Genomic DNA, 20202 nt, shown 5'->3' on the forward strand with positions numbered 1-20202 from the left:
TCGAAGTACTCCCTCGGCGGCAAGGTCGTGCACACGTACTACGACCATGTCTCGTTCGACAAATTCGTCGAGGCCAACTGGAACCTGAAGGACCAGATCTCCGCCCGCAGCCGCGACAACCTGCCTAACCCGGTGTCGTTCCGGGAGAATCCGTATGTACCGGTGAACGCGCCGGCCATCGGCAACCTCATGGACATGTTCAACTTCACCAGGAAGGACGTCAGCGACACCACCGCGATCGTTGACTGATCGCTTACGGTTCGCTCGATACCGACCCTGTCCGCGAAAGCGGACAGGGTTTTCCGTGTTTGCAAGGAGTCAGATGATGATGAAGCTTTCCCTACGCAGATTGGGGGTCAGAGCAATGACTCTGACCCAGCTGGCCGGTGCCGCTGCGTGTGCATTTGCCATGACTGCGACCACACCTGTCCACGCCGATCCCGGTGACTTCGGCGCCATGCCCGGGCTGTGGAAGATCCTGGTGCGGCACGTGGCCAACGGCAAGGCAGGCGCGCCGGAAGTGCATTGGCATTGCGTGGATGAAGGTGCCGATCCCTGGACCACGTTCGCCGCGTGGACGCCGGCGGAGGGCGAGTGCACTGCCACGGACCGGCAACGCCGCAGTACCTCGCTGGCGTGGAAGCTCACCTGCAACGGGACCCCGCCGGCTTCGGCGCATGTAGATTTCGACAGCGCCAAGCACTACACAGGCAGCGTCACGGCCGAAGGCCGCGGCGAGGTTACGCAGGTGGAGGGTAACCGTTACGCCGCCTGCACCAGTCCGCAAGATTAACGCGGCGGCGGCAGCCGCAACGCCAGAATCCAAGGTCATCTGGCACAATGGCCTAATTATGCGGATGGCGACGGCCAGACTATGTGGGACCGCGCAATTGAAACCCGAAGACCTACAACGACTGGTAACGGTCGCGATGCCCTACGGAAAGTACAAGGGCCGTCTCATTGCCGACCTTCCCGGCGCGTATCTCGCCTGGTACGCGCGAAAGGGTTTCCCCACGGGCAACCTCGGCACCTTGCTCGCCCTGGCGCTCGAACTCGATCACAACGGCCTGAAGTCCCTGCTCGACCCCTTACGTCAACGATGAGCAGGCCTACCGAGGCCCGGTCGACCCCCGCACCACCAGCTCAGCGGACAACACCCGCTTGCGCGGCGGCACCTCCGGGTCGTTGAGTATCTCGATCAGCATCGTCATGGCTTCGCGCCCCAGCGCGTTTTTCGGCTGGGAGATGGTGGTCAGCGGTGGCGAGGTGTAGCGGGAGAAGCGGATGTCGTCGAAGCCGACGACGGAGACGTCTTCCGGGATGCGCAGTCCACGGGAGACCAGGGCGCGCATCGCGCCGATCGCCATTTCGTCGTTGGAGCAGAAGACCGCGCTGAAGGACTGGCCTTGCGAAAGGAACAACTCGACCGCTCGTTCGCCGGCTTCGATAGAGAAATCCCCGGCGGCGGTAAGGGCAGGGTTGGCGGCGATGTTCGCTCGCTGTAAGGCGAGGTGGTAACCCTGCTCGCGGTCGACGCAGATCGGGCTCAATGAGGGACCTGCGATGAAGGCGATGTCGCGGTGTCCCAGGGTCACGAGGTAATCGACAGCTGCGGACGCCGCCGCGACATTATCGACATAGACGCTCGAGATGGCGCTGTCCTTGACGTATTCGCAGGCGTTGACGAGCGGCAAGCGGCCATCGATGGGAATCGCCGGCACGCGATGGAACATGGTGATGATGCCATCGGCCTGCCGGGCTGCGACCATGTCGGCATAGGCCTGTTCGCGCACGAGATTGCTCTGCGTTTCGCCTAGAAGCACGGAGTACCCATTTTCATACGCGACCTGCTCGATCCCTCGGATCACTTCCGAGAAGAAGGGATTGGTGATGTCGGGAAGCAGAGCGACAATCAGCCGTGTACGCGCCGTCCGCAGATTGCGCGCAAGCGCGTTGGGCGTATAGCCGAGACGCTTGACGACCTCGTGGATGCGCCGACGCGTTTCCTCGCTGACGATTTCCGGGCGTTGCAGCGCACGCGACACGGTTGCCACTGAAACCTTTGCGATGGCGGCGATTTCCTTCACCGTGCGCACGCGAGCGGGCTGCGGCGCAACATCGACGCCTTGGCCCTTGTCGCCTTGCCGCTTCCGGCTTGTTTCCTTTGCACTCACGCGCGTCCCAACCCCTACTTGTCCGACAATATGCTGCATCGCAATGTAATGGATTACATAAAACCGTTGCAGGCTTCTTCACCCATCTGATACATATCTTTGCATGTTCAGGGCGCTCTACCATCAGACCGCCGGGGAAATCACGACTCCACGCAGGCGAAGGGCTTCGGTTCGACATGCCAACGCGGATGTAATCGAATACATTTGGGCGGCGGTGGGGCCGTCAAGGGGAAAGCATGGCAAGCCAGTCGATATCGACCCGCGCCAGGACAACCGCCCGATGAAACTCGGCATGGGCCTCGTCGGCCCGGGCTTCATCGCTGCGCATCATCTCGATGCCGTGCGGCGTCTGGGCAACGTGGAGGTGGTCGGCATCGCCGGGTCCAGCCTCGAATCCGCGAAAAAGCGGGCACGCGAGCTAAGCGCCGGGCAGGCTTATGCGGGATACCGCGAACTGTTGGCCGATCCCGCCGTGCACGTGGTGCACAACACCACGCCGAATCATCTGCACCGCGAGGTTTCGCTGGCAGCGCTGCGCGCCGGCAAGCATGTGATCTCCGACAAGCCCCTGGCCCCCACGGTGCAGGAGGCGCGGGAGCTTTACGAAGCCGCGCGCGCCGCAAGCCTCGCCCATGTGGTCACCTTCAACTACCGCGGCTACCCGCTCGTACAGCAGGCACGCGCGATGATCGCCAAGGGCAAGCTCGGACAGAGCGTGTTCGTGCACGGTTGCTACCTGCAGGACTGGCTCACCGATGAGCGCGCCTATACGTGGCGCCTCGATCCCAAGCGGGGCGGCGCCAGTTCCGCGCTCGGGGATATCGGCTCGCACTGGTGCGACCTGGCCGAGCACGTGACGGGCGCGCGTATCGCCGCCGTGCTGGCCGACCTGCACACGGTGGTACCCGTGCGTGAAGTCCCGGACGCCTCGGCGAAGGCTTTCGCGGGCGCGGCGAAGACCGCCGGGAAGCGACGCAGGATCACCAGCGAAGACCTTGCCAGCGTGCTGCTTCGCTTCGACAACGGTGCACGCGGTTGCGTCACCGTCGGCCAGGTACTTCCCGGCCACAAGAACGATCTCCGCCTGGAGGTCAACGGGCGCGAAGGTTCGCTGGCGTGGCGTCAGGAACAGCCCAACGAACTCTGGATCGGGCATCACGCGAAGGCGAACACGGTGCTCACGCGCGATCCCGCGCTCCTTGATCCCTCCGCCCGGGGTTATGCGCACCTGCCCGCGGGTCATCCCGAAGCCTGGGCGGATGCCTTCCGCAACGTGATCTCCGATGCCTACGCGTGGATCCGCCGCGGTGCCAGGCCGGAAGCGAAGCCCATCGCACTGCCCACGTTCGCCGACGGCTACCGCAACAGCCTCCTGGTGGACGCGATGCTCAGGAGCCATGCCGCCGGGGGCCTGTGGCAACCGGTCGAAGACCCTCTCGAACCCACACGGACAATGAGGAAACGCGGATGAAGTGGCGCCTTAGAGTGATGATGCTGTTCGAGTTCGGGATCTGGGGCGCGTGGTACGTCACGGTCGGTACCTGGCTCGGCAAGACGCTGCATTTCACCGGTACGGAAATCGGCGCCGTCGCGGGCACCACCGCCGTTGGCGCGATTATTTCGCCGCTGTTCGTGGGGCTGCTCGCCGACCGCCTCTTCGACACGCGCCGGGTGCTCACCCTGTTGCACCTCCTCGGCGCGGTGTTGCTCGCGATTGCCGCGCAGCAGACCACCTTCGCGCTGGTCTACGCTCCCCTGCTGGCCTACAGCCTCTGTTACATGCCGACCCTGGCCCTCACCGCCTCGCTCGCCATGCGGCACATCAAGGATCCGCAGGAAGAATTCGGCGCCATCCGGGTGTTCGGCAGCATCGGCTGGATCGTCGTGGGCCTTGTCGTCGGCGCGTGGGGCGTGGAAGCCACGGCATCTCCTCTTCTCCTGGCGGCCGGACTGTCGGTCGTGATGGCGGGCTACTGCTTCACCCTGCCCCCGACGCCACCGCTGGCGCGCAACACGCGCTTCGAACTTCGCCATGCGCTGCCGCTCGAATCGCTGCACCTGCTCCGTGAGCGCTCGATGGCGGTGTTCGCCCTCGCCTCATTCCTGATCTGTATCCCGCTGCAGTTCTACTACGCCTTCACCAACCTGTTCCTCAACGAGGCCGGCGTGGTCAACGCTGCCGGCAAGATGACCGGCGGGCAGATGTCGGAGCTGTTTTTCATGCTCCTCATTCCGTGGTTCTTCCGGCGTCTGGGCGTGAAGTGGATGCTCGCGGTCGGCATGCTTGCCTGGGTGGTGCGTTATGGCTTGTTCGCCTTTGGCGGCACCGGGGAGCTGATGTGGATGCTGTGGCTCGGCATCATCCTTCACGGCGTCTGCTTCGATTTTTTCTTCGTGGTGGGCCAGATTTACATCGACCGCGAAGCCCCGCACGCGCTGCGCGCGGCAACGCAGGGGCTCATCACCTTCCTGACTTATGGCCTTGGCATGTTCGTCGGTTCGTGGCTGTCCGGCGTGGTGGTCCAAACGTATACGCGAGGCGACGGAACGCATGACTGGCACGCCATCTGGATCATCGCCGGTACCTTCGCCGCCTTCGTCTTCGCGCTCTTCGTCTTGCTCTTCAAGGATCGCAAGGCCACGGCAAACGCTGCCGTCGTCGGCATCCACTGATCCGGGAGAACCTCTCATGATGACTCGAAGGCAGTTCCTCGCGCGTTCCGCGCTGTGTGGTACGGCGCTGGGGCTCGGCCTCGGTATGTCGGGAAGACTCCTTGCCGCCGCGCCGGCGGGCAAGGGACTGGGTATCCAGCTCTACATGGTGCTGGATGCCTATAAGAACGACCCCATCGGTACGCTCAAGACCCTGAAATCGATTGGCTACACCGAGATCGAGGCGATCATCACCAGCACGGCCGGGACCTTGCGCGACCAGCTGAAGGAAGCCGGCCTCGGCTGTCCGAGCATGCACTTCGACAGCCTCGGTTTCGAGGCCGGCATCGAAGCCGCGCATACGCTGGGCGCGAAGTACATCGTCAGCAGCATGCTGCCGGAGATCATGCAGAAGGAAGCGAACAAGTCGGGAGGGCCGACCTACACGCTCGACGACGCGAAGCGCACAGCCGAATATGCGAACCGTCTCGGCGAGAAGGCCGCCAAGGCCGGTCTCCAGTACGCGTATCACAACCACCATGACGAGTTCACCGATGTGGGCGGCGGGCAGGTGTTCTACGACGTGCTGCTGAAGGAAACGGACAAAAAACTCGTGCAGTTCGAGCTCGACTGCGGCTGGGTCGCCGCGGGCGGAAAGAATCCGGCCGACTACTTCAAGGCCAACCCTGGGCGCATCCCGCTGATGCACGCGAAGGACTTCCTGCGCGGCGAGCAGAAGGATTATCCGGGTGCAGAACTTGGCCGCGGCAGGCTCGACTACAAACCGATCATGGCGGCAGCCGATACCTCCGGACTGAAGCACTGCTTCGTCGAACAGGAGGGTCCGTACGCCCGCATGAGCGCGCTCGAAGCGGCGCGCGTCGATTACGACTACCTGCGCCCGTTGCGCTGAAGAGGAAGGCATGGAAAAGAACACATTCGACGCCATCGTCGTCGGTACCGGCGTCAGCGGTGGCTGGGCCGCCAAGGAGCTCACCGAGAAGGGCCTGAAGACGCTCGTGCTCGACCGTGGCCCGATGGTCAAGCATCTCGACTACCCCACGGCCATGAAGGCACCGTGGGAGCTGCCGTACGGCGACGAGCCGACGCAGGAAGACATCGCCCGCTGGCCGAAGCACACGCGCCCATCGTTCTACGGCATCACCCAGTCCACCAAGCACTGGTTCGCCGACGACATCGACAATCCGTACGAGGAAACGAAGCCGTTCGACTGGTTTCGCGGCTACCACGTCGGCGGACGTTCGCTGATGTGGGGCCGGCAGAGCTATCGCTTCAGCCAGATGGACCTGGAGGCGAACGGCAAGGAAGGCGTGGGCGTAGATTGGCCGATCCGCTATGAAGACCTCGCTCCCTGGTACGACTATGTGGAGCATTTCATAGGCGTCAGCGGCAACACCGACCATCTCGCGCAACTGCCCGACGGCGATTTCCTGCCGCCGATGGACCTCAACTGCGTCGAGAAGGATTTCCAGGGCAAGCTGGATAGCAAGTTCAACCGCAAGCTCATCATCGGCCGCACCGCCAACCTCTCCGCGCCGCTGAAACACGACCAGAGCCCGCAGCGCGGTACCTGCCAGTATCGCAACCTGTGCATGCGCGGCTGTCCGTTCGGCGGTTACTTCAGCAGCAACTCGTCCACCCTGCCTTCCGCCGAGCGCACCGGCAACATGACGATGGTGACCAACGCCATCGTCTACGAGCTGATCTACGACAACGACAAAGGCAAAGCCACCGGCGTGCGCGTGCTGGATGCAGAGACTGGCCACCAGACCGAATACTTCGCCCGCGTGATCTTCATGAACGCGTCGACCTTCGGCACCGCGCACATTCTGATGAACTCGACCTCGAGCCGGTTCCCCAACGGCTTCGGCAACGACAGCGGCGAGCTCGGCCACAACATCATGGACCACATCTTCGGCAACGGCGCGCGCGCCATGGTCGACGGCCATGAGGACCGCTATTACTCCGGCCGGCGCCCAAACGGCTTCTATATTCCCCGCTACCGCAACGTTGGTACCGACAGGCAGAAGTACCTGCGTGGCTTTGGCTTCCAGGGTGGCGCGGGACGCCAGGACTGGACCCGCCTCGTCGATCAGCAGGTGCTGGGCGAAGACCTCAAGCGTGCCGCCCAGGCTCCCGGTCCCTGGTATGTCTCGATGATGGGTTTTGGCGAAATGCTGCCTTCCCACAAGAACTTCGTGACCCTCGACCACAACCACAAGGACAAGTACGGCCTACCCATCCTCAACTTCGATGCCGCGCACCAGGAAAACGAGCTCATGCTTACCAAGGCCATCGTCGACGATGCGATGGAGATGCTGGCCGCCGCGGGTTATCGCGACGTGGGTTCGTTTTCGATGAAGGCCAACGTCGGCGCCGGCATTCATGAAATGGGCACCGCGCGCATGGGCCGCGATCCGAAGACCTCGGTGCTCAACGGCTGGAACCAGATGCACGCCTGCAAGAACGTCTACGTGACGGACGGTTCGGCCATGGCCTCGTCTGCCTGCCAGAACCCGTCCCTCACGTACATGGCGTTGACCGCACGCGCGGCCAAGCACGCCGTGGAAGAACTCAAGCGCGGCAATATCTGAGGATCGAAGTCATGAATCGTCGCGAATGGTTGAAAAGCATGTCCGTGCTGGCCGTCGGCGCCGTCGCCGGACCGTCGTTACTGGCGGTGTTCGACGCGCACGCCGCGGCACTGAAGCCGGATGCGAAGCCACAGTTCTTCAAGCCGGCGCAGTACAGCATGGTCGGCGCCGTGTCGGACATCGTGATTCCGCGCACCGATACCCCGGGAGCAGTGGACGCGGGCGTGCCGTTGTTCATCGACCAGATGTTCACGGCCGTCTATACCAAGGCTGACCAGACACGTTACCTCACCGCCATGGCTGCCTTCGACAAGGCGGGCGGCAAGCCCTTCCTCCAGCTCGACGACGCCAGTCGCAAGGCGCTGGTGACCAGGCTGCATGCCGACGCGTTGGCGGTGCCCCCGGGTGGCGAGCTGGCCCCGGCGGCCGACTTCGTGCTGATGAGCAAGAAGCTCGCGATGCTGGGTTTCTTCCTGTCGGAGCCGGGTTGCACGCAGGTGCTCCAGTACGCCTCCGTTCCCGGCGCCTGGAAAGGCGACATCCCTTTGTCCGAAGCGGGCAACGGCAGGGCCTGGGCCGTTGAGACCGAACTGAAGATCTGACATGAAGACACTCAAGGGCCCAGGCATTTTCCTCGCCCAGTACGCATCGGACGAGGCACCGTTCAACACGCTGCCCGACATCGCCCGCTGGGCATCGTCGCTCGGTTTCATCGGCGTGCAGATCCCGTCTAACGACCCTCGTCTGTTCGACCTCGAGCAGGCGGCGACGAGCAAGACGTACTGCGACGACATCGTGGGCATGCTCGCGGGGCACGGCCTGGTGGTTACCGAGTTGTCCACGCACCTGCAAGGGCAACTGGTGGCGTCGCATCCCGCGTACGATCGCCTGTTCGACGGCTTCGCTCCCCCGGCGCTGCGCGGACACGCGCCGCAGCGCCAGGAGTGGGCGGTACAGCAGCTCAAGCTTGCGGCCACGGCAAGCAGGAACCTTGGCCTGACGGCACACGCCACCTTCTCCGGCGCGCTGGCCTGGCACCTGTTCTATCCATGGCCGCAGCGCCCGGCCGGGCTCGTCGAAGAAGCCTTCGCGGAACTGGGCAAGCGTTGGCGTCCGATTCTCGACGCCTTCGACGAGGCGGATGTCGACGTCTGCTATGAACTTCATCCCAGTGAGGATCTGCACGACGGTGTCACCTTCGAGCGATTCCTCGACGCGGTCGACCACCATCCGCGCGCCAACATCCTCTTCGATCCAAGCCACATGGTCCTGCAGCAGATGGACTATCTGCAGTTCATCGACAACTACCACGAGCGCATTCGCGCCTTCCACGTGAAGGACGCCGAGTTCCGGCCCAACGGGCGCTCGGGCGTCTACGGCGGCTACCAGGACTGGATCGACCGCCCCGGGCGCTTCCGTTCCCTTGGCGACGGGCAGATAGATTTTCGCGCGATCTTCAGCAAGCTCGCGCAATACGACTATCCGGGCTGGGCGGTGCTCGAATGGGAGTGCTGTATCAAGGATGCGCAGCAGGGCGCGATGGAAGGTGCACCCTTCATCCGCGACCACATCATCAAGGTCACCGATCGCGCCTTCGACGACTTCGCTTCGACGGGCAGCGACCGTACGTTCAACCGCCAGATCCTGGGGCTCGAATGAGCATGCCTGACGACACGACCGACATCGGCCGCCGTACCGCGCTGGGCCGCCTTGCCGCGGCCGCGGCGGTGGCGGGAGCGGCGCCACTGCTCGTTTCCACCGCAACCGTCGCCGGAAAAACCACCGCTCCGCCGGCTTCCGGTGGCCGGCTCAAGCAGTCGCTGAGCCGCTGGACGTCCAAGGCGCCGCTTCCCGAGCTGTGCAAGCGCTTGAAGGCCATCGGCTTCGTCGGAGTCGATCTGCTCTACGCGGACGAATGGTCGGTGGTGACGGACAACGGAATGGCAGTGTCGATGGGGTATCCCGCTAAACGGGACAACTTCATCGAAATGGGCTTTAACGATCCGGCGAACCACGCCACGCTGATCAAGGAAATCGAGACTACGATCCCGCTCGCGAAGCGAGCAGGCGTGACCAATGTGATCACCATGTTCGGCAACCGCAAGGCCGGCATCGACGACCAACGGGCGATCGACAACTGCGTCGCCGGGCTTTCGAAGATCGCACCCTACGCGGCGGAGAATGGCATCACGTTGTGTCTGGAATTGCTGAACAGCAAGGTGGATCACCACGGATATCAGGGTGATCGCACTGCCTTCGGCGTGGCGGTGACCAAGGGTGTCAACTCACCCAACGTCAAGCTGCTCTACGACATCTATCACATGCAGATCATGGAAGGCGATGTGATCCGTACCATCCGCGACAACATCCAGTGGATCGGCCACTTCCATACCGGCGGCGTTCCCGGTCGCCACGACATCGACGGCACGCAGGAACTCAACTACCGCGCCATCGCCACCGCCATCGCGGACCTGAAATACCAGGGCTTCATCGCGCATGAATTCATGCCGTCGCGCCCGGATCCCTTCGACTCGTTCGCTGAAGCGTTCAAGACGTGCTCCGTATGACATCTTCCAAGGAATGCCCCATGAAGCGCTTCCCCTCGACAGCCCTCACCCTCTTCGCTCTCGCCATCGTCGGCTCGTCGTGCGCATCGGCGCAGGACGATCCCAAGGCGACGGAGCAATGGGAGCCGGTCCCCAAGGTCGTGACGTCCGGTGCAAAGGACAATGCGCCGCCGTCCGATGCCGTGGTGCTCTTCGATGGCCGCGATCTCGCCGCCTGGGAAGCATCGAAGGATCACTCGCCTGCTCGCTGGAAGGTGCACGATGGCGTCGTCACCGTCGACAAGACCACCGGCAACATCCAGACCCGGCAGCGTTTCCGCAACTACCAGCTGCATCTGGAATGGCAGGTGCCGAAGGACATCACCGGCGAAGGCCAGGGACGCGGCAATAGCGGCCTCTTCCTTGCCTCCACCGGACCCGGCGACGAGGGCTACGAAGTCCAGATCATGGATTCGTTTGGGAACAAGACTTACGTCAACGGGCAGGCCGCCAGCATCTACAAGCAGGCGGCGCCCCTCGTAAACGCGGCGCGGCGCCCCGGCGAATGGCAAAGCTATGACGTCGTCTGGACGGCGCCGGTCTTCGCCGCCGATGGCTCCGTGAAATTGCCGGCGTACGTCACGCTGTTCCATAACGGCGTGCTCGTGCAGAACCACACCGAACTTGCCGGTGAGACGTTCTACATCGGCAAGCCCAAATACAAGGTCTATACCGATGCGCCGATCAAGCTACAGGCGCACGGCGACCACTCCCAGCCCATCAGCTTCCGCAATATCTGGGTGAGGCCGCTGGACTGATCAAATACTGCCCATATCCAGGCCAGCCATACCGCGGGCCTTAGACCACGGAGTTTGCAGCGCCCATGACCGATGAATCGAAGATCACACGCCGGGAGTTCCTCGCGGGCACGGCCCTTGCCGCGACAGGGTTGATGATCGTGCCACGCCACGTCCTGGGCGGGCCCGGCCATACGCCGCCCAGCGATCGATTGAACATTGCCGGCATCGGTGTCGGCGGCATGGGCATGCACAATATGCGCGCGCTGGCCGGTGAGAACATCGTCGCCATGTGTGACGTGGACTGGGGCTACACGGAGAAGTCCTTTCGCGGGATGGTTGCCGGGCTCGGAAAAGCACAGGCGCGACTCGACAAGGCGCAAACCCCTGCAAAGCGCCAGGAACTGCAGGAAGAGATCGCGCAGACCAGGCTGCTTTCCCGCAAGTTCGATTCGATCAAGCGCTATACCGACTACCGCCGGATGCTCGAGCAGCAGAAGGACATCGACGCCGTCGTCATCGCGACGCCGGACCACTTGCATGCGACGATCGCCAGCGCGGCGATGGGCCTTGGTAAGCACGTGTACGTGCAGAAGCCGCTTGCCTGGTCTATTTACGAAGCCCGCGAGATGGCCAGAAAGGCCAGGGAGAACCCGAAGATCGTCACGCAGATGGGCAACCAGGGACACTCGACCGACGACGCCCGGCTGATCAACGAATACATTGCGGCAGGCGCGATCGGTACGGTAAGCGAGGTCCACGTCTGGACGAATCGACCGCTTGTCTACTGGCCGCAGGGCATTCCGCGTCCGCAACCCAGGCCGAAGCCGGACGATGCGAACTGGAGCGAGGACGCGGTGATGGATCGCCTCGCCAATGCCATGGTCGGCAACTATCCGAAGCCGGAGGGGCTGGCATGGGATCTCTTCCTTGGTCCCGGTCCCGTCGTCGACTACCACCCCGTGTATCACCCCTTCAACTGGCGCGGCTGGGTGGACTGGGGCGTGGGCGCCATCGGCGACATGGGAGCGCACCTGATCGATTCGCCGTTCTGGTCGCTGGACCTGGGTTTTCCGACGTCTGTGGAAACCGTCTCGACGCCGTTCGACAACGCGTCGTACCCCCTGGCGACGATGACGTACTACGACTTCCCGGCACGCGGCAGCAGGCCCCCGGTGAAGCTCACCTGGTACGACGGCGCGTTGCTGCCGCCCGGACTGCAGGCGCTGGGAGCCGGGCAGATGAGCAAGGATGGCGGCGTACTCTACGTCGGCGACAAGGGCAAGCTGATCCACGAGACCTACGGCGCGAACCCGCGCCTGCTGCCGCAGTCGTTGCATGATTCGGTGGGCACGCCCCCGCAGAAATACGCGCGCATCAAGACCTCGCACGAGATGAACTGGGTGGATGCCTGCAAGGGGAAGGCGGAAGCTTCGTCGCCATTCTCATACGCCGCGCAGCTCACGGAGGTGATGCTGCTCGGCGTCGTATCCCTTCGCGCGGGAGGCAGGATCGAGTACGACGCGCAGAACATGCGCATTACCAACCTCCCCGAAGCAAACGCGTTCCTGCGCCGCGACTATCGCGAAGGCTGGTACCTCTAGGCATCGAGCGCCGCGGCGCGACTCTTCGTAGGAGCGCGCCCTGCGCGCGACCGCTCTTCGCGAAGCCTGCAAGACTTGGGCGCGCTCGCGAAAACCTGTCGCGCGCAGGGCGCGCTCCTACGGGTCGGATTCTCCCCGCTGCAGCGAATTTGCCCTAGACAATCAGCTGCCGCTCCCGAAGCACCCCAACGATACGGGCTGCGAGGGATGCCGGCGTCAACTCTGCGCCGTCAAGGCGAAGGTCGGGGGTTTCGGGCACCTCATAGGGATCGCTGATACCGGTGAAGTGTTTGAGCACCCCCGACCGAGCCTGCGCATACAGCCCCTTGGTATCACGTGCTTCGCACACGTCCAGGCTGGTGCTGACATGCACTTCGATGAAGTCGCCGTGCGCTTCAACCAGCGCCCGCGCCTTCGCCCGGTCATCGGCATAGGGTGCGATCGGCGCGCAGATGGCGATGCCGCCGTGGCGGACGACTTCCGATGCGACGTAGGCGATCCTGAGGATATTGGCGGAGCGGTCGGCCCGCGAAAACCCGAGCCCAGCCGACAATGTTCTTCGCACCTCGTCACCGTCGAGCATGCTGACCTGCCGCCCGGTGTTTTCGAGGATGGTGGCCATGAGTGCCTGCGCGATGGTTGACTTGCCGGCGCCGGACAGGCCGGTGAAAAAGATGGCACATCCCCGGTTCTCAGGGCGCGGGAAACGCTGCCGGAGGATGGCTTCCACGTCCGGATAGGTGAACCACTCCGGGATGGGCGTGCCATCGCGGAGGTGCTTGCGCAGTTCGGTGCCGGAGACGTCGCTCACGTCTTCGCCTGCCTTCAGTTCTTCGGTGGAAACGTAAGCCTGGCGTCCTGGCGAATACACCATGGGCGCAAACGGCAGAACGGTTATGCCCAGTTCGTCGGCGTGTGCCTGGACCAATTGCTGCGCGGCCAGTTTCGCGTAGAACGGCCGCCCCGATGCATCCTTCCCCGGCCCGGCGTGATCGCGACCGACGATGAAGAAGTTCGCGCCGAAGTTTTTCCGGATGATGGCGTGCCAGAGCGCTTCGCGCGGGCCGGCCATGCGCATGGCCAGCGGCAGTACCGACAGCTTGACTGAGTCGCGCGGGTAGTGCGCCAGCAACGCGCGGTAGCAGCGGACGCGGGTGTACGTATCGATATCGCCGTCTTTCGTCCGTCCGACGACGGGGTGCAGCAGGAGTTTGCCATCGACGGCCTGCATGGCTCGCCGCGTAAGCTCCACGTGGGCACGGTGCAGCGGGTTGCGCGTCTGGAAGGCGACGACGCGTTCCCATCCCTGGTCGGCAATGTAGCTACGCATCTCACGCGGGGAAGCCCGCAGGTCGGAGAAGTCGTGATGGGCCGGCCGCTGCAGCCCGCGAAGGCGACCGCCGAGATAAACGTTGCCTCGGTGCAGCAGGTCGGCGACACCGGGGTGCTGGCGGTCCAGCGTGCCGTAAACCTGCAAGGCTTCACGACCCTTGTACGGGCGGAAGATGCCAGACAGGGTGAGCACCGCAAGCGCCGTTCCCTGGACGTCACGCAACACGACATCCTGCCCGATCGATAGCGATGCCGCTGCGTCTTCGGAGACATCGAGCACGATCGGCATCGGCCAGAGAGTACCGTCGGCCAGGCGGAGATCGTCGACGACGGCGTTGTAATCAGCCTCTCCCATGAAGCCTTCGAGCGGTGAGAACGCGCCGTCGAGAAGCAGTTCGAGATCGCAAAGGTGTCGATGATCGAGCACGACGCTGGGCAGCGCACCCGATGCGCGCCTCGCGTCGAGCGCCTCCGCTTCCGGCAGGTACAGGTCCTTGAGCACACCACCATGCGGCTCGGTCGGCACGATCAAACGATGGTCACCTGGTTGACGTTGTTCTTCGTATCCGCCCAGAACGCCTCGTTGGCGAAACGCCCGAAGACCTCCCGCGGCAGGACAGGCGTGCGCTCGACGGCCTCGACCTTGGCGCGGACAGCATGCAGCCCCGGCATGCCCACGCGGGCATCGAATTCGTCGGCGCTGTACGCGATATGGTCGAAGTCATGCTCGAACCACGGCTCGCCCAGGAACCGGTACACCGCGCGCGTGGCCGTCTCCGGATCGCGCACCAGGCTCTCGTAGGTAAGCAGCAGCAGATGATCGCGTGCGTGCTCGCCGTAAAACGCTTCCTTTGTCGCCTGGTACGCGAAACCGACCATGCCGCGTGGATCGGTCAGCGCCTCGACACGCGAGTACACCGTCGTGTTCGTGTCGTAACGGAACACCTTGCTGACGCTCACCGGCTGCTTGAGCACCAGCCGCTCCATGCTGTCGAGTACCCAGGCCAGCTGGCGCACGCAGGCGATCACTTTCACTCCCGGGAACAATGCGTTGAGCAGACCCATGCGGCTGCACCACAGGCGGCTCATGTCGAACACCGCGTCGGCGCGGGTATCGACCGAATAGAAGTTCTCTACCAGGCCTCGCAGCAAGGCCACGCGCTGTTCGTCCGTGACATCGAAGGCGAAGTCGTTCTTGCTGCTGGCCTCGGCCACCACGACGCCCATGATGTCGGCTAACGGGCTGGTCATCCCGGCGCGGAAGCGCGGATTCTGGTTCAGGATGGCGGCAAGCAACGTGGTGCCCGCGCGTGGCAGACCGGAGATGAAATGGAACCGGCGCTGGGTGTTGGGGGCATCGGGTGTTGCTGACATGCGGTGCTTCCTCTATCGGGGTGCGGGCGCCGTGGATGCACGCAGGCGCATTTGGTAGTCCACTTCGACCATGCGGGGCTCGCCCTTCCCAAGGAGGCCCTGCAGGAGCTCCTCCGTGGCGCGCTTACCCATGTCGCGCACCGGCTGGTGAACCGTCGTGAGCGGGGGCCACACCTGCGTCGCGATCGTGGTGTCGTCGAAGCCGCAGATGGACACCTCGCTGGGCACCGAAACGCCGGCTTCGGCGGCGGCCCAGATGGCACCCACGGCCATGTCGTCGTCTGCCGCGAAGATGGCCGTGGGCCGCTGCTTCAGGCGCAGCAGCTGGCGGGCGGCCTTTACGCCCGACTCGAAGGAGAACTGGCCCTGGACCATGTAATCGTCACGTTCCGCCAACCCGGCGCGCTTCAGCCCATCGCGGTATCCCGCAAGGCGCCACACGCCCGCGCCGTGTTTCGGGTCGCCGATGATGTGCGCGATGCGACGATGTCCCAGCGCGACGAGGTGGTCCACCATCGCCGCCGCAGCCTCGCGTTCCTGAAGGATGACGCCCGCGATACCCTTGGGCTTGCGCGGCGCGATGGATGCGAATGGGAGCTCGGCGGCGCGCAGGTGCGCAAGCAGTGCCGGGTGGTCCGTAATGGGAGGCGTGAGGATCAGGCCGTCGGGGCGGTGCCGCCACAGGATGCCTTCGACCCGTTCCATGAAATCCCGCGCCTTGGAGTCCAGGGACTGCACCATCATGCTGTACTGGTGCGCCTCACAGGCCTCCTGCACGCCCGCCTGCACTTCCATGATGTAGCTGGGCGACAGGTTGTCGTAGAGCAGCCCGATCATGAAGGAACGATTGGACGCCAGGCTGCGCGCCGACGTAAGCGGCCGGTAGTTGAGCTCGGCGACGGTGGCCATCACGCGGTCGCGCACTTCCTCGCGCACGCCCGGTTCCTGGTTGAGCACGCGTGAGACGGTCTTCTTCGATGTATCGGACGCACGAGCCACATCGTTGATGGTCACGCGCGACATGAAGACCTCTTCAATGCTTCGTTCCCTGGGTGACTGCCGCGACAACTTGCTCCGCGGGTGTGTTCCAACCGGATACCTCGACTACCGTACCGGCCCTGCCCTTCGCCGGGTAGCGCGCCGTGAGCACGACGGATTCACCAGGCCAGAGCGTGACGTCATTGTCTGTCCACCTTACAGGCAACGCAAGGTCGCCCTTCGCGCCGCGCCGTATCGCCAGGTGCTCCTGTATGACGGCCGACGGCGACGATGCGGGTACGGACAGTGTCACGGTCGTGACCTCCTCGTCGCCCTCGCGCACGGTCGAGGCATGAACCTCGCGGGTCGCTTTCGGCAACGACGCCAGGGCGGTGAAATCGCCGTACTGCGTGACCGGCGTGAGATACCAGTTCGACTTCGCCCAGTCGAGCTTGTCTTCGCGCGTGGATAGCCAGTAGACGTTGCGGCTCACGGGCTTCCCGTCGGCCCCGGCGAGCTCCAGCTCGATGAAATAGACCGTGGACAACCCCGCGACCGACGGCAGATCGAGCGCGGACTGCGCGTGGTTGCCCGGCAGGTCGATGCCCTGCACCTGCTTCTGGTAGCGCACGCTTCCGTCGAGGTTGCGGACCTTTACCGAGGCCTGCAGTCCGCGGCGCTCGTCCAGTGTGTGGTTCACCAGCACAATGGAGCGCGAATCGTACGCGTACTGGATGTGCACCGGCTCGTTGGCCTTCTTGGCGCCGTAGTACGCGCCCGCCGGATTCATGTAGTAGTCGTACAGGTGCCAGTGCAGCGAGGGCCACGCGTTGTTGAGCATCCAGTAGATGACGCCGGTGGAGGGGTTCGCTGCATTCATGCGCGCATTGAAGGCTTCGAACTGTGCACGCACATTGTCATAGTTATCGAGCTGCGCCTTCGCCACGTAGTCGTCGAGGCCGCTCGGCGCACCGTAACGCTTCGCCAGCGCCGTGTCGAAGGGGGTGAGCACGGCGAACGTCGACCAGTCGGCCGAGGCATGGTATTGCCGGGCGTCCGGGTACTTCCACAAGGCCTCCTGCTCCTGCGCCGACAGCATGCGCTGCACGTCCTCCAGGCGAGGGATGACCGCGCCCGCGCTGACTTCCGAATCGAAGCCGAACGCTGCGCCCAGTTTGTCCGCGTACCAGTACGACGGAGGGATCCAGTCGTAGGGGCCTGCCATCTTCATCCCGGAGGGGCCGGCTTCCGCCGTCTTCTCATCCACGGCCGCGGAGATGATGGGTAACGACCAGCCTTCGGCGCGCAGCGTATCCGTATACATCTTCGCGAGCGCCGGCGGGGGCGCGTGGTCGCTACCGATGTAGAAGCCGATCACCGAGGGATGGTTGCGCAGCAGGCGAGCCTCGGTGGCCATCGACGCCTGCGCCACGCGCAGGTCGGCATCGGTCCAAGGCTCACCACCTGTCTTCGCGGCGGCCTCCCACTTGTCGCAGCATTCCCAGCCCGGCAGGACGAGGATGCCATTGCGATCGGCAAGATCGTAGAACCGATCGTTCTCCAGCTTGCCCTCGCTGCGGATGGTGTTGATGCCGAGGTTCACCACATAGCCGAATTCGGCCTCCATGCGCGCGGGATCGTCGCGCAGGAACATGTCCGGTGCCCAGCCACCACCGCGTATCAGCAAGGGCTGGCCGTTGACGATGAACTGGCGATAGCCCTGGCGGGTCAGCGTGGATTCCACCCGGCGTACGCCGAATGTCGTGGTCGCCCGGTCCGACGACGCACCATCCACAGTCGCGGTCACCGCCATCTGGTACAGCGGGTGCTCGCCCATGCCGATGGGCCACCACACCTTGGGGTTGTCCAGCGCCACGGCCGGTGTCGACCCGGAGCCGAACGACACGACCTTCGCCTCGCCCGGGGCGAGATGGACCATCTGCTGCACCGGCTTGTCGGCGACGGTGCCCGAGACGGTTGCATCATGGGCCACCGTATCCAGGTTCGTCGCCGTGACGCTCACGGCCAACGTCGCCTGCCTGAGGTCCGCCGACAATGTCGGCGCCACGTGCGGTGCACTCAACGCCACGGGGCCGGTCTGGACGATGTCCACCCCTCGCCACGGGCCCATGTTGTTGTCCGGCGGCGTGGGGTTCCAGTCGACCCAGCCGATGGACAGACTCATGCGTGGGTCGCCGGGATAAACCTTCAAGGCCACGGCATTGGCGCCGGCGCGCACCCATCGCGTCACGTCGATGTCGTGCGCCGGATAGGCCCCCGCGAGATCCGCATGGTCGGCGACCTTCTGCCCGTTCACCCACGCGTCCGCGCTGGCGATGATGCCGTGGGTGCGCAGCAGGGTGTATCGCTTGCCTGCAGCTTTCGGCAGGCTGAAACCCGCCCGGTACCACCACGGCGTCACGAACAGGTTGCCACTGGCATCGGGTACCTGCACGGCACGAAGGTTGTCGCTGTGGAACACGTCGCCCTTGAAGACATCGTTTTCCAGCAACCCGGCCATGACCGTGGCGCGGCCTGTGACCGGGTACCAGTCCTTGGTGGCGAAGCCGCTGGCGGAGATCGCCGCGCCGCCTTGCTGCGCTCTCGCGCTGTCCTGGATCTGCCAGCGGCTAATGGGGTTGACGGCTCCCGCCTCCGCGGCAACGCGTGTATCGGCGTACGTGGTACGTGCCATCGACACCGGGCTGGCGACCAGGCCCATCACGATGGCGGCGGCGAAGGCGGTCCGCGCTGCACTCTGCATGGTGTCAATGCTCCCCGGCGGCTGTACGTTGGATCTCAAGCGGTGCGAAAGGCCACGCGGCGTTCACCCGCGCCCACAGCGCGAAAACCACCAGGCCGATGACGATCCATGCGCCCGAAAGCATCAGCGACAGGGTCGAAGCAGACACGTACACATACACCCAGCCCACCAGCGCGATGATGCAAGGCACCGGGTAGAGCCATTGCCTGTACGGTCGGGGAAGCTGTGGCTCGCGCCGGCGCAACACGATAAGCGCAACGACCTGGGCGAGCGACTGCACCAGGATGGTCGCCGTCAGCAGCATGTTGATGACTTCGGTCAGGTCGAAAAACGTACCGATGGCAGTGACCGCGCCCATGGTCAGCAAGGCGACGTGGGGGAAACCATCCTTCGCATGGAGCCGGCCGAACGCCGAAAGGAAGACCTTGTCCCTCGCCGCCTCGAACGGTACGCGCGAACCGCCGAGCAGGCCGGTGAACACCGAGGCCAGTGCCGTGACGATGATGAGGGTGGTCATCACCGCGGCGGCCGCGTGGCCCCAACTGCGCTCGACCACCAGCGACGCGACGGATTTGGACGTTGCGATCTCCCGCCACGGCGCCACGCCCAGCACGCTGATGTTGAGGAGAAGATAGACCACCATCATCGCCGTGATCGAGATGATGATGGTGCGCGGCATGGTGCGGCCGGGGTCGCGCAGCTCGTCCCCGATATAAGCCGTGGTGTTGTAGCCCAGGTAGTCGTAGACACCGATGATGAGGCCCGCCCCAAGCCCGACGAAGAAGCGGGAGCCGAACGCATCGGGCGGGAAATCGAACGCGAGCCTGGCGTCGAAGTGCGAGAACCCGGCGGCAGACACGCCGATGATCGAGACGAGCATGATCACCCACAAGGCGATGGTGATGACACGCACCGACTCGATCCGGCGGTACAGCAGCCACGTCACAAGCGCCGTCGCTGCCACCCCGACGAGGTGCGCGGTCCACCAGCCCATGTCCGGGAAGAAGAACTGCAGGTACTCCACCATGCCGATGATGCCCGTGGACATCAACAAAGGTATGGCCAGCAGCATCGTCCAGATGAAGAGGAACGGCATGAGCTTGCCGGTCCGCTCCTGGAAGGCCTTCCGGAGGTACACGTAGGTACCGCCGGAGCCTGGCATGGCGGCGCCCAGTTCCGCCCATACCAGCCCATCGGCCATGGCCAGCAAGGCCCCCACGATCCACCCGACGATGGCCTGTGGGCCGCCCATCGCAGCCACCATCAACGGGATGGTGATGAACGGGCCAATCCCGCACATCTGCGTCATGTTGATGGCGGTGCCCGAAAAGACCCCGATCGACCGGTGGAAGCTACGCTCGCTCAT

The 20202-nt window shown here is 64.2% G+C and carries 17 protein-coding genes and 1 pseudogene; 12 read left to right on the forward strand and 6 right to left on the reverse strand.

The features are described from left to right. The 3 genes and pseudogenes from VGM71_RS06415 to VGM71_RS06425 all read left to right on the forward strand — a co-directional run. Positions 1 to 249, forward strand: a pseudogene (locus VGM71_RS06415) (hypothetical protein); the annotation flags it as partial. A gap of 160 nt (positions 250 to 409) precedes the next feature. Next, positions 410 to 793, forward strand: coding sequence for a DUF3617 domain-containing protein (locus VGM71_RS06420; RefSeq protein ID WP_331543162.1), 384 nt, complete (start codon positions 410 to 412; stop codon positions 791 to 793). A 97-nt stretch (positions 794 to 890) separates the two neighbouring features. Beyond that, the gene (locus VGM71_RS06425) at positions 891 to 1103 is read left to right on the forward strand and encodes a DUF3820 family protein (protein WP_331543164.1); all 213 of its coding nucleotides are present in this window, start codon (positions 891 to 893) and stop codon (positions 1101 to 1103) included. Positions 1104 to 1109: 6 nt separating this feature from the next. Here the strand turns inward: VGM71_RS06425 and VGM71_RS06430 are convergent, their stop codons facing one another. Then, a complete protein-coding gene (locus tag VGM71_RS06430) occupies positions 1110 to 2174 on the reverse strand; it encodes a LacI family DNA-binding transcriptional regulator (RefSeq protein ID WP_331543166.1) in 1065 nt (354 codons plus the stop codon). 280 nt (positions 2175 to 2454) lie between these two features. On the opposite strand from VGM71_RS06430, the gene VGM71_RS06435 reads away from it, so the two are divergent. The 9 genes from VGM71_RS06435 to VGM71_RS06475 all read left to right on the forward strand — a co-directional run bounded on the left by VGM71_RS06435 (position 2455) and on the right by VGM71_RS06475 (position 12388). Next, a complete protein-coding gene (locus tag VGM71_RS06435) occupies positions 2455 to 3645 on the forward strand; it encodes a Gfo/Idh/MocA family oxidoreductase (protein WP_331543168.1) in 1191 nt (396 codons plus the stop codon). Next, on the forward strand, positions 3642 to 4847 hold the full coding sequence (locus VGM71_RS06440) for a nucleoside permease (RefSeq protein ID WP_331543170.1): 1206 nt from the start codon (positions 3642 to 3644) through the stop codon (positions 4845 to 4847). Before VGM71_RS06435 ends, VGM71_RS06440 begins: the two co-directional genes overlap by 4 nt. A gap of 16 nt (positions 4848 to 4863) precedes the next feature. Continuing rightward, positions 4864 to 5739 (forward strand): sugar phosphate isomerase/epimerase, encoded by an 876-nt coding sequence (locus VGM71_RS06445; RefSeq protein WP_331543172.1) that lies wholly within the window; start codon positions 4864 to 4866, stop codon positions 5737 to 5739. A 10-nt stretch (positions 5740 to 5749) separates the two neighbouring features. Then, positions 5750 to 7441 (forward strand): GMC family oxidoreductase, encoded by a 1692-nt coding sequence (locus VGM71_RS06450; protein ID WP_331543173.1) that lies wholly within the window; start codon positions 5750 to 5752, stop codon positions 7439 to 7441. 11 nt (positions 7442 to 7452) lie between these two features. Then, complete coding sequence (locus VGM71_RS06455; RefSeq protein ID WP_331543175.1) at positions 7453 to 8043, forward strand: gluconate 2-dehydrogenase subunit 3 family protein; 591 nt, start codon at positions 7453 to 7455, stop codon at positions 8041 to 8043. A 1-nt stretch (position 8044) separates the two neighbouring features. Continuing rightward, complete coding sequence (locus VGM71_RS06460; RefSeq protein ID WP_331543177.1) at positions 8045 to 9100, forward strand: sugar phosphate isomerase/epimerase; 1056 nt, start codon at positions 8045 to 8047, stop codon at positions 9098 to 9100. A 2-nt stretch (positions 9101 to 9102) separates the two neighbouring features. Continuing rightward, positions 9103 to 10008, forward strand: a complete 906-nt coding sequence (locus VGM71_RS06465; protein WP_331543179.1) for a hydroxypyruvate isomerase family protein — start codon at positions 9103 to 9105, stop codon at positions 10006 to 10008. Positions 10009 to 10028: 20 nt separating this feature from the next. Further along, positions 10029 to 10805 (forward strand): DUF1080 domain-containing protein, encoded by a 777-nt coding sequence (locus VGM71_RS06470; RefSeq protein WP_331543181.1) that lies wholly within the window; start codon positions 10029 to 10031, stop codon positions 10803 to 10805. Between the two features lie 65 nt (positions 10806 to 10870). Then, positions 10871 to 12388: a Gfo/Idh/MocA family protein gene (locus VGM71_RS06475; RefSeq protein ID WP_331543183.1), complete on the forward strand. Its 1518-nt coding sequence runs from the start codon at positions 10871 to 10873 to the stop codon at positions 12386 to 12388. Positions 12389 to 12542: 154 nt separating this feature from the next. Here the strand turns inward: VGM71_RS06475 and VGM71_RS06480 are convergent, their stop codons facing one another. From VGM71_RS06480 to VGM71_RS06500, 5 genes are read right to left on the reverse strand one after another with little or no spacing between them, the layout of a single operon-like run. After that, positions 12543 to 14246, reverse strand: a complete 1704-nt coding sequence (locus VGM71_RS06480) for a bifunctional sulfate adenylyltransferase/adenylylsulfate kinase (RefSeq protein ID WP_331543247.1) — start codon at positions 14244 to 14246, stop codon at positions 12543 to 12545. A 2-nt stretch (positions 14247 to 14248) separates the two neighbouring features. Next, positions 14249 to 15094 carry a sulfotransferase gene (locus VGM71_RS06485; protein WP_331543185.1) on the reverse strand — a complete coding sequence of 282 codons (846 nt, stop codon included), beginning with the start codon at positions 15092 to 15094 and terminating at the stop codon, positions 14249 to 14251. A 12-nt stretch (positions 15095 to 15106) separates the two neighbouring features. Then, the gene (locus VGM71_RS06490) at positions 15107 to 16117 is read right to left on the reverse strand and encodes a LacI family DNA-binding transcriptional regulator (protein WP_331543187.1); all 1011 of its coding nucleotides are present in this window, start codon (positions 16115 to 16117) and stop codon (positions 15107 to 15109) included. Between the two features lie 10 nt (positions 16118 to 16127). Then, positions 16128 to 18836 (reverse strand): glycoside hydrolase family 2 protein, encoded by a 2709-nt coding sequence (locus tag VGM71_RS06495; RefSeq protein ID WP_331543189.1) that lies wholly within the window; start codon positions 18834 to 18836, stop codon positions 16128 to 16130. Between the two features lie 4 nt (positions 18837 to 18840). Continuing rightward, positions 18841 to 20202 carry an APC family permease gene (locus tag VGM71_RS06500; RefSeq protein WP_331543191.1) on the reverse strand — a complete coding sequence of 454 codons (1362 nt, stop codon included), beginning with the start codon at positions 20200 to 20202 and terminating at the stop codon, positions 18841 to 18843.

It is taken from the genome of Luteibacter sp., assembly GCF_036499525.1.
GTDB lineage: Bacteria > Pseudomonadota > Gammaproteobacteria > Xanthomonadales > Rhodanobacteraceae > Luteibacter.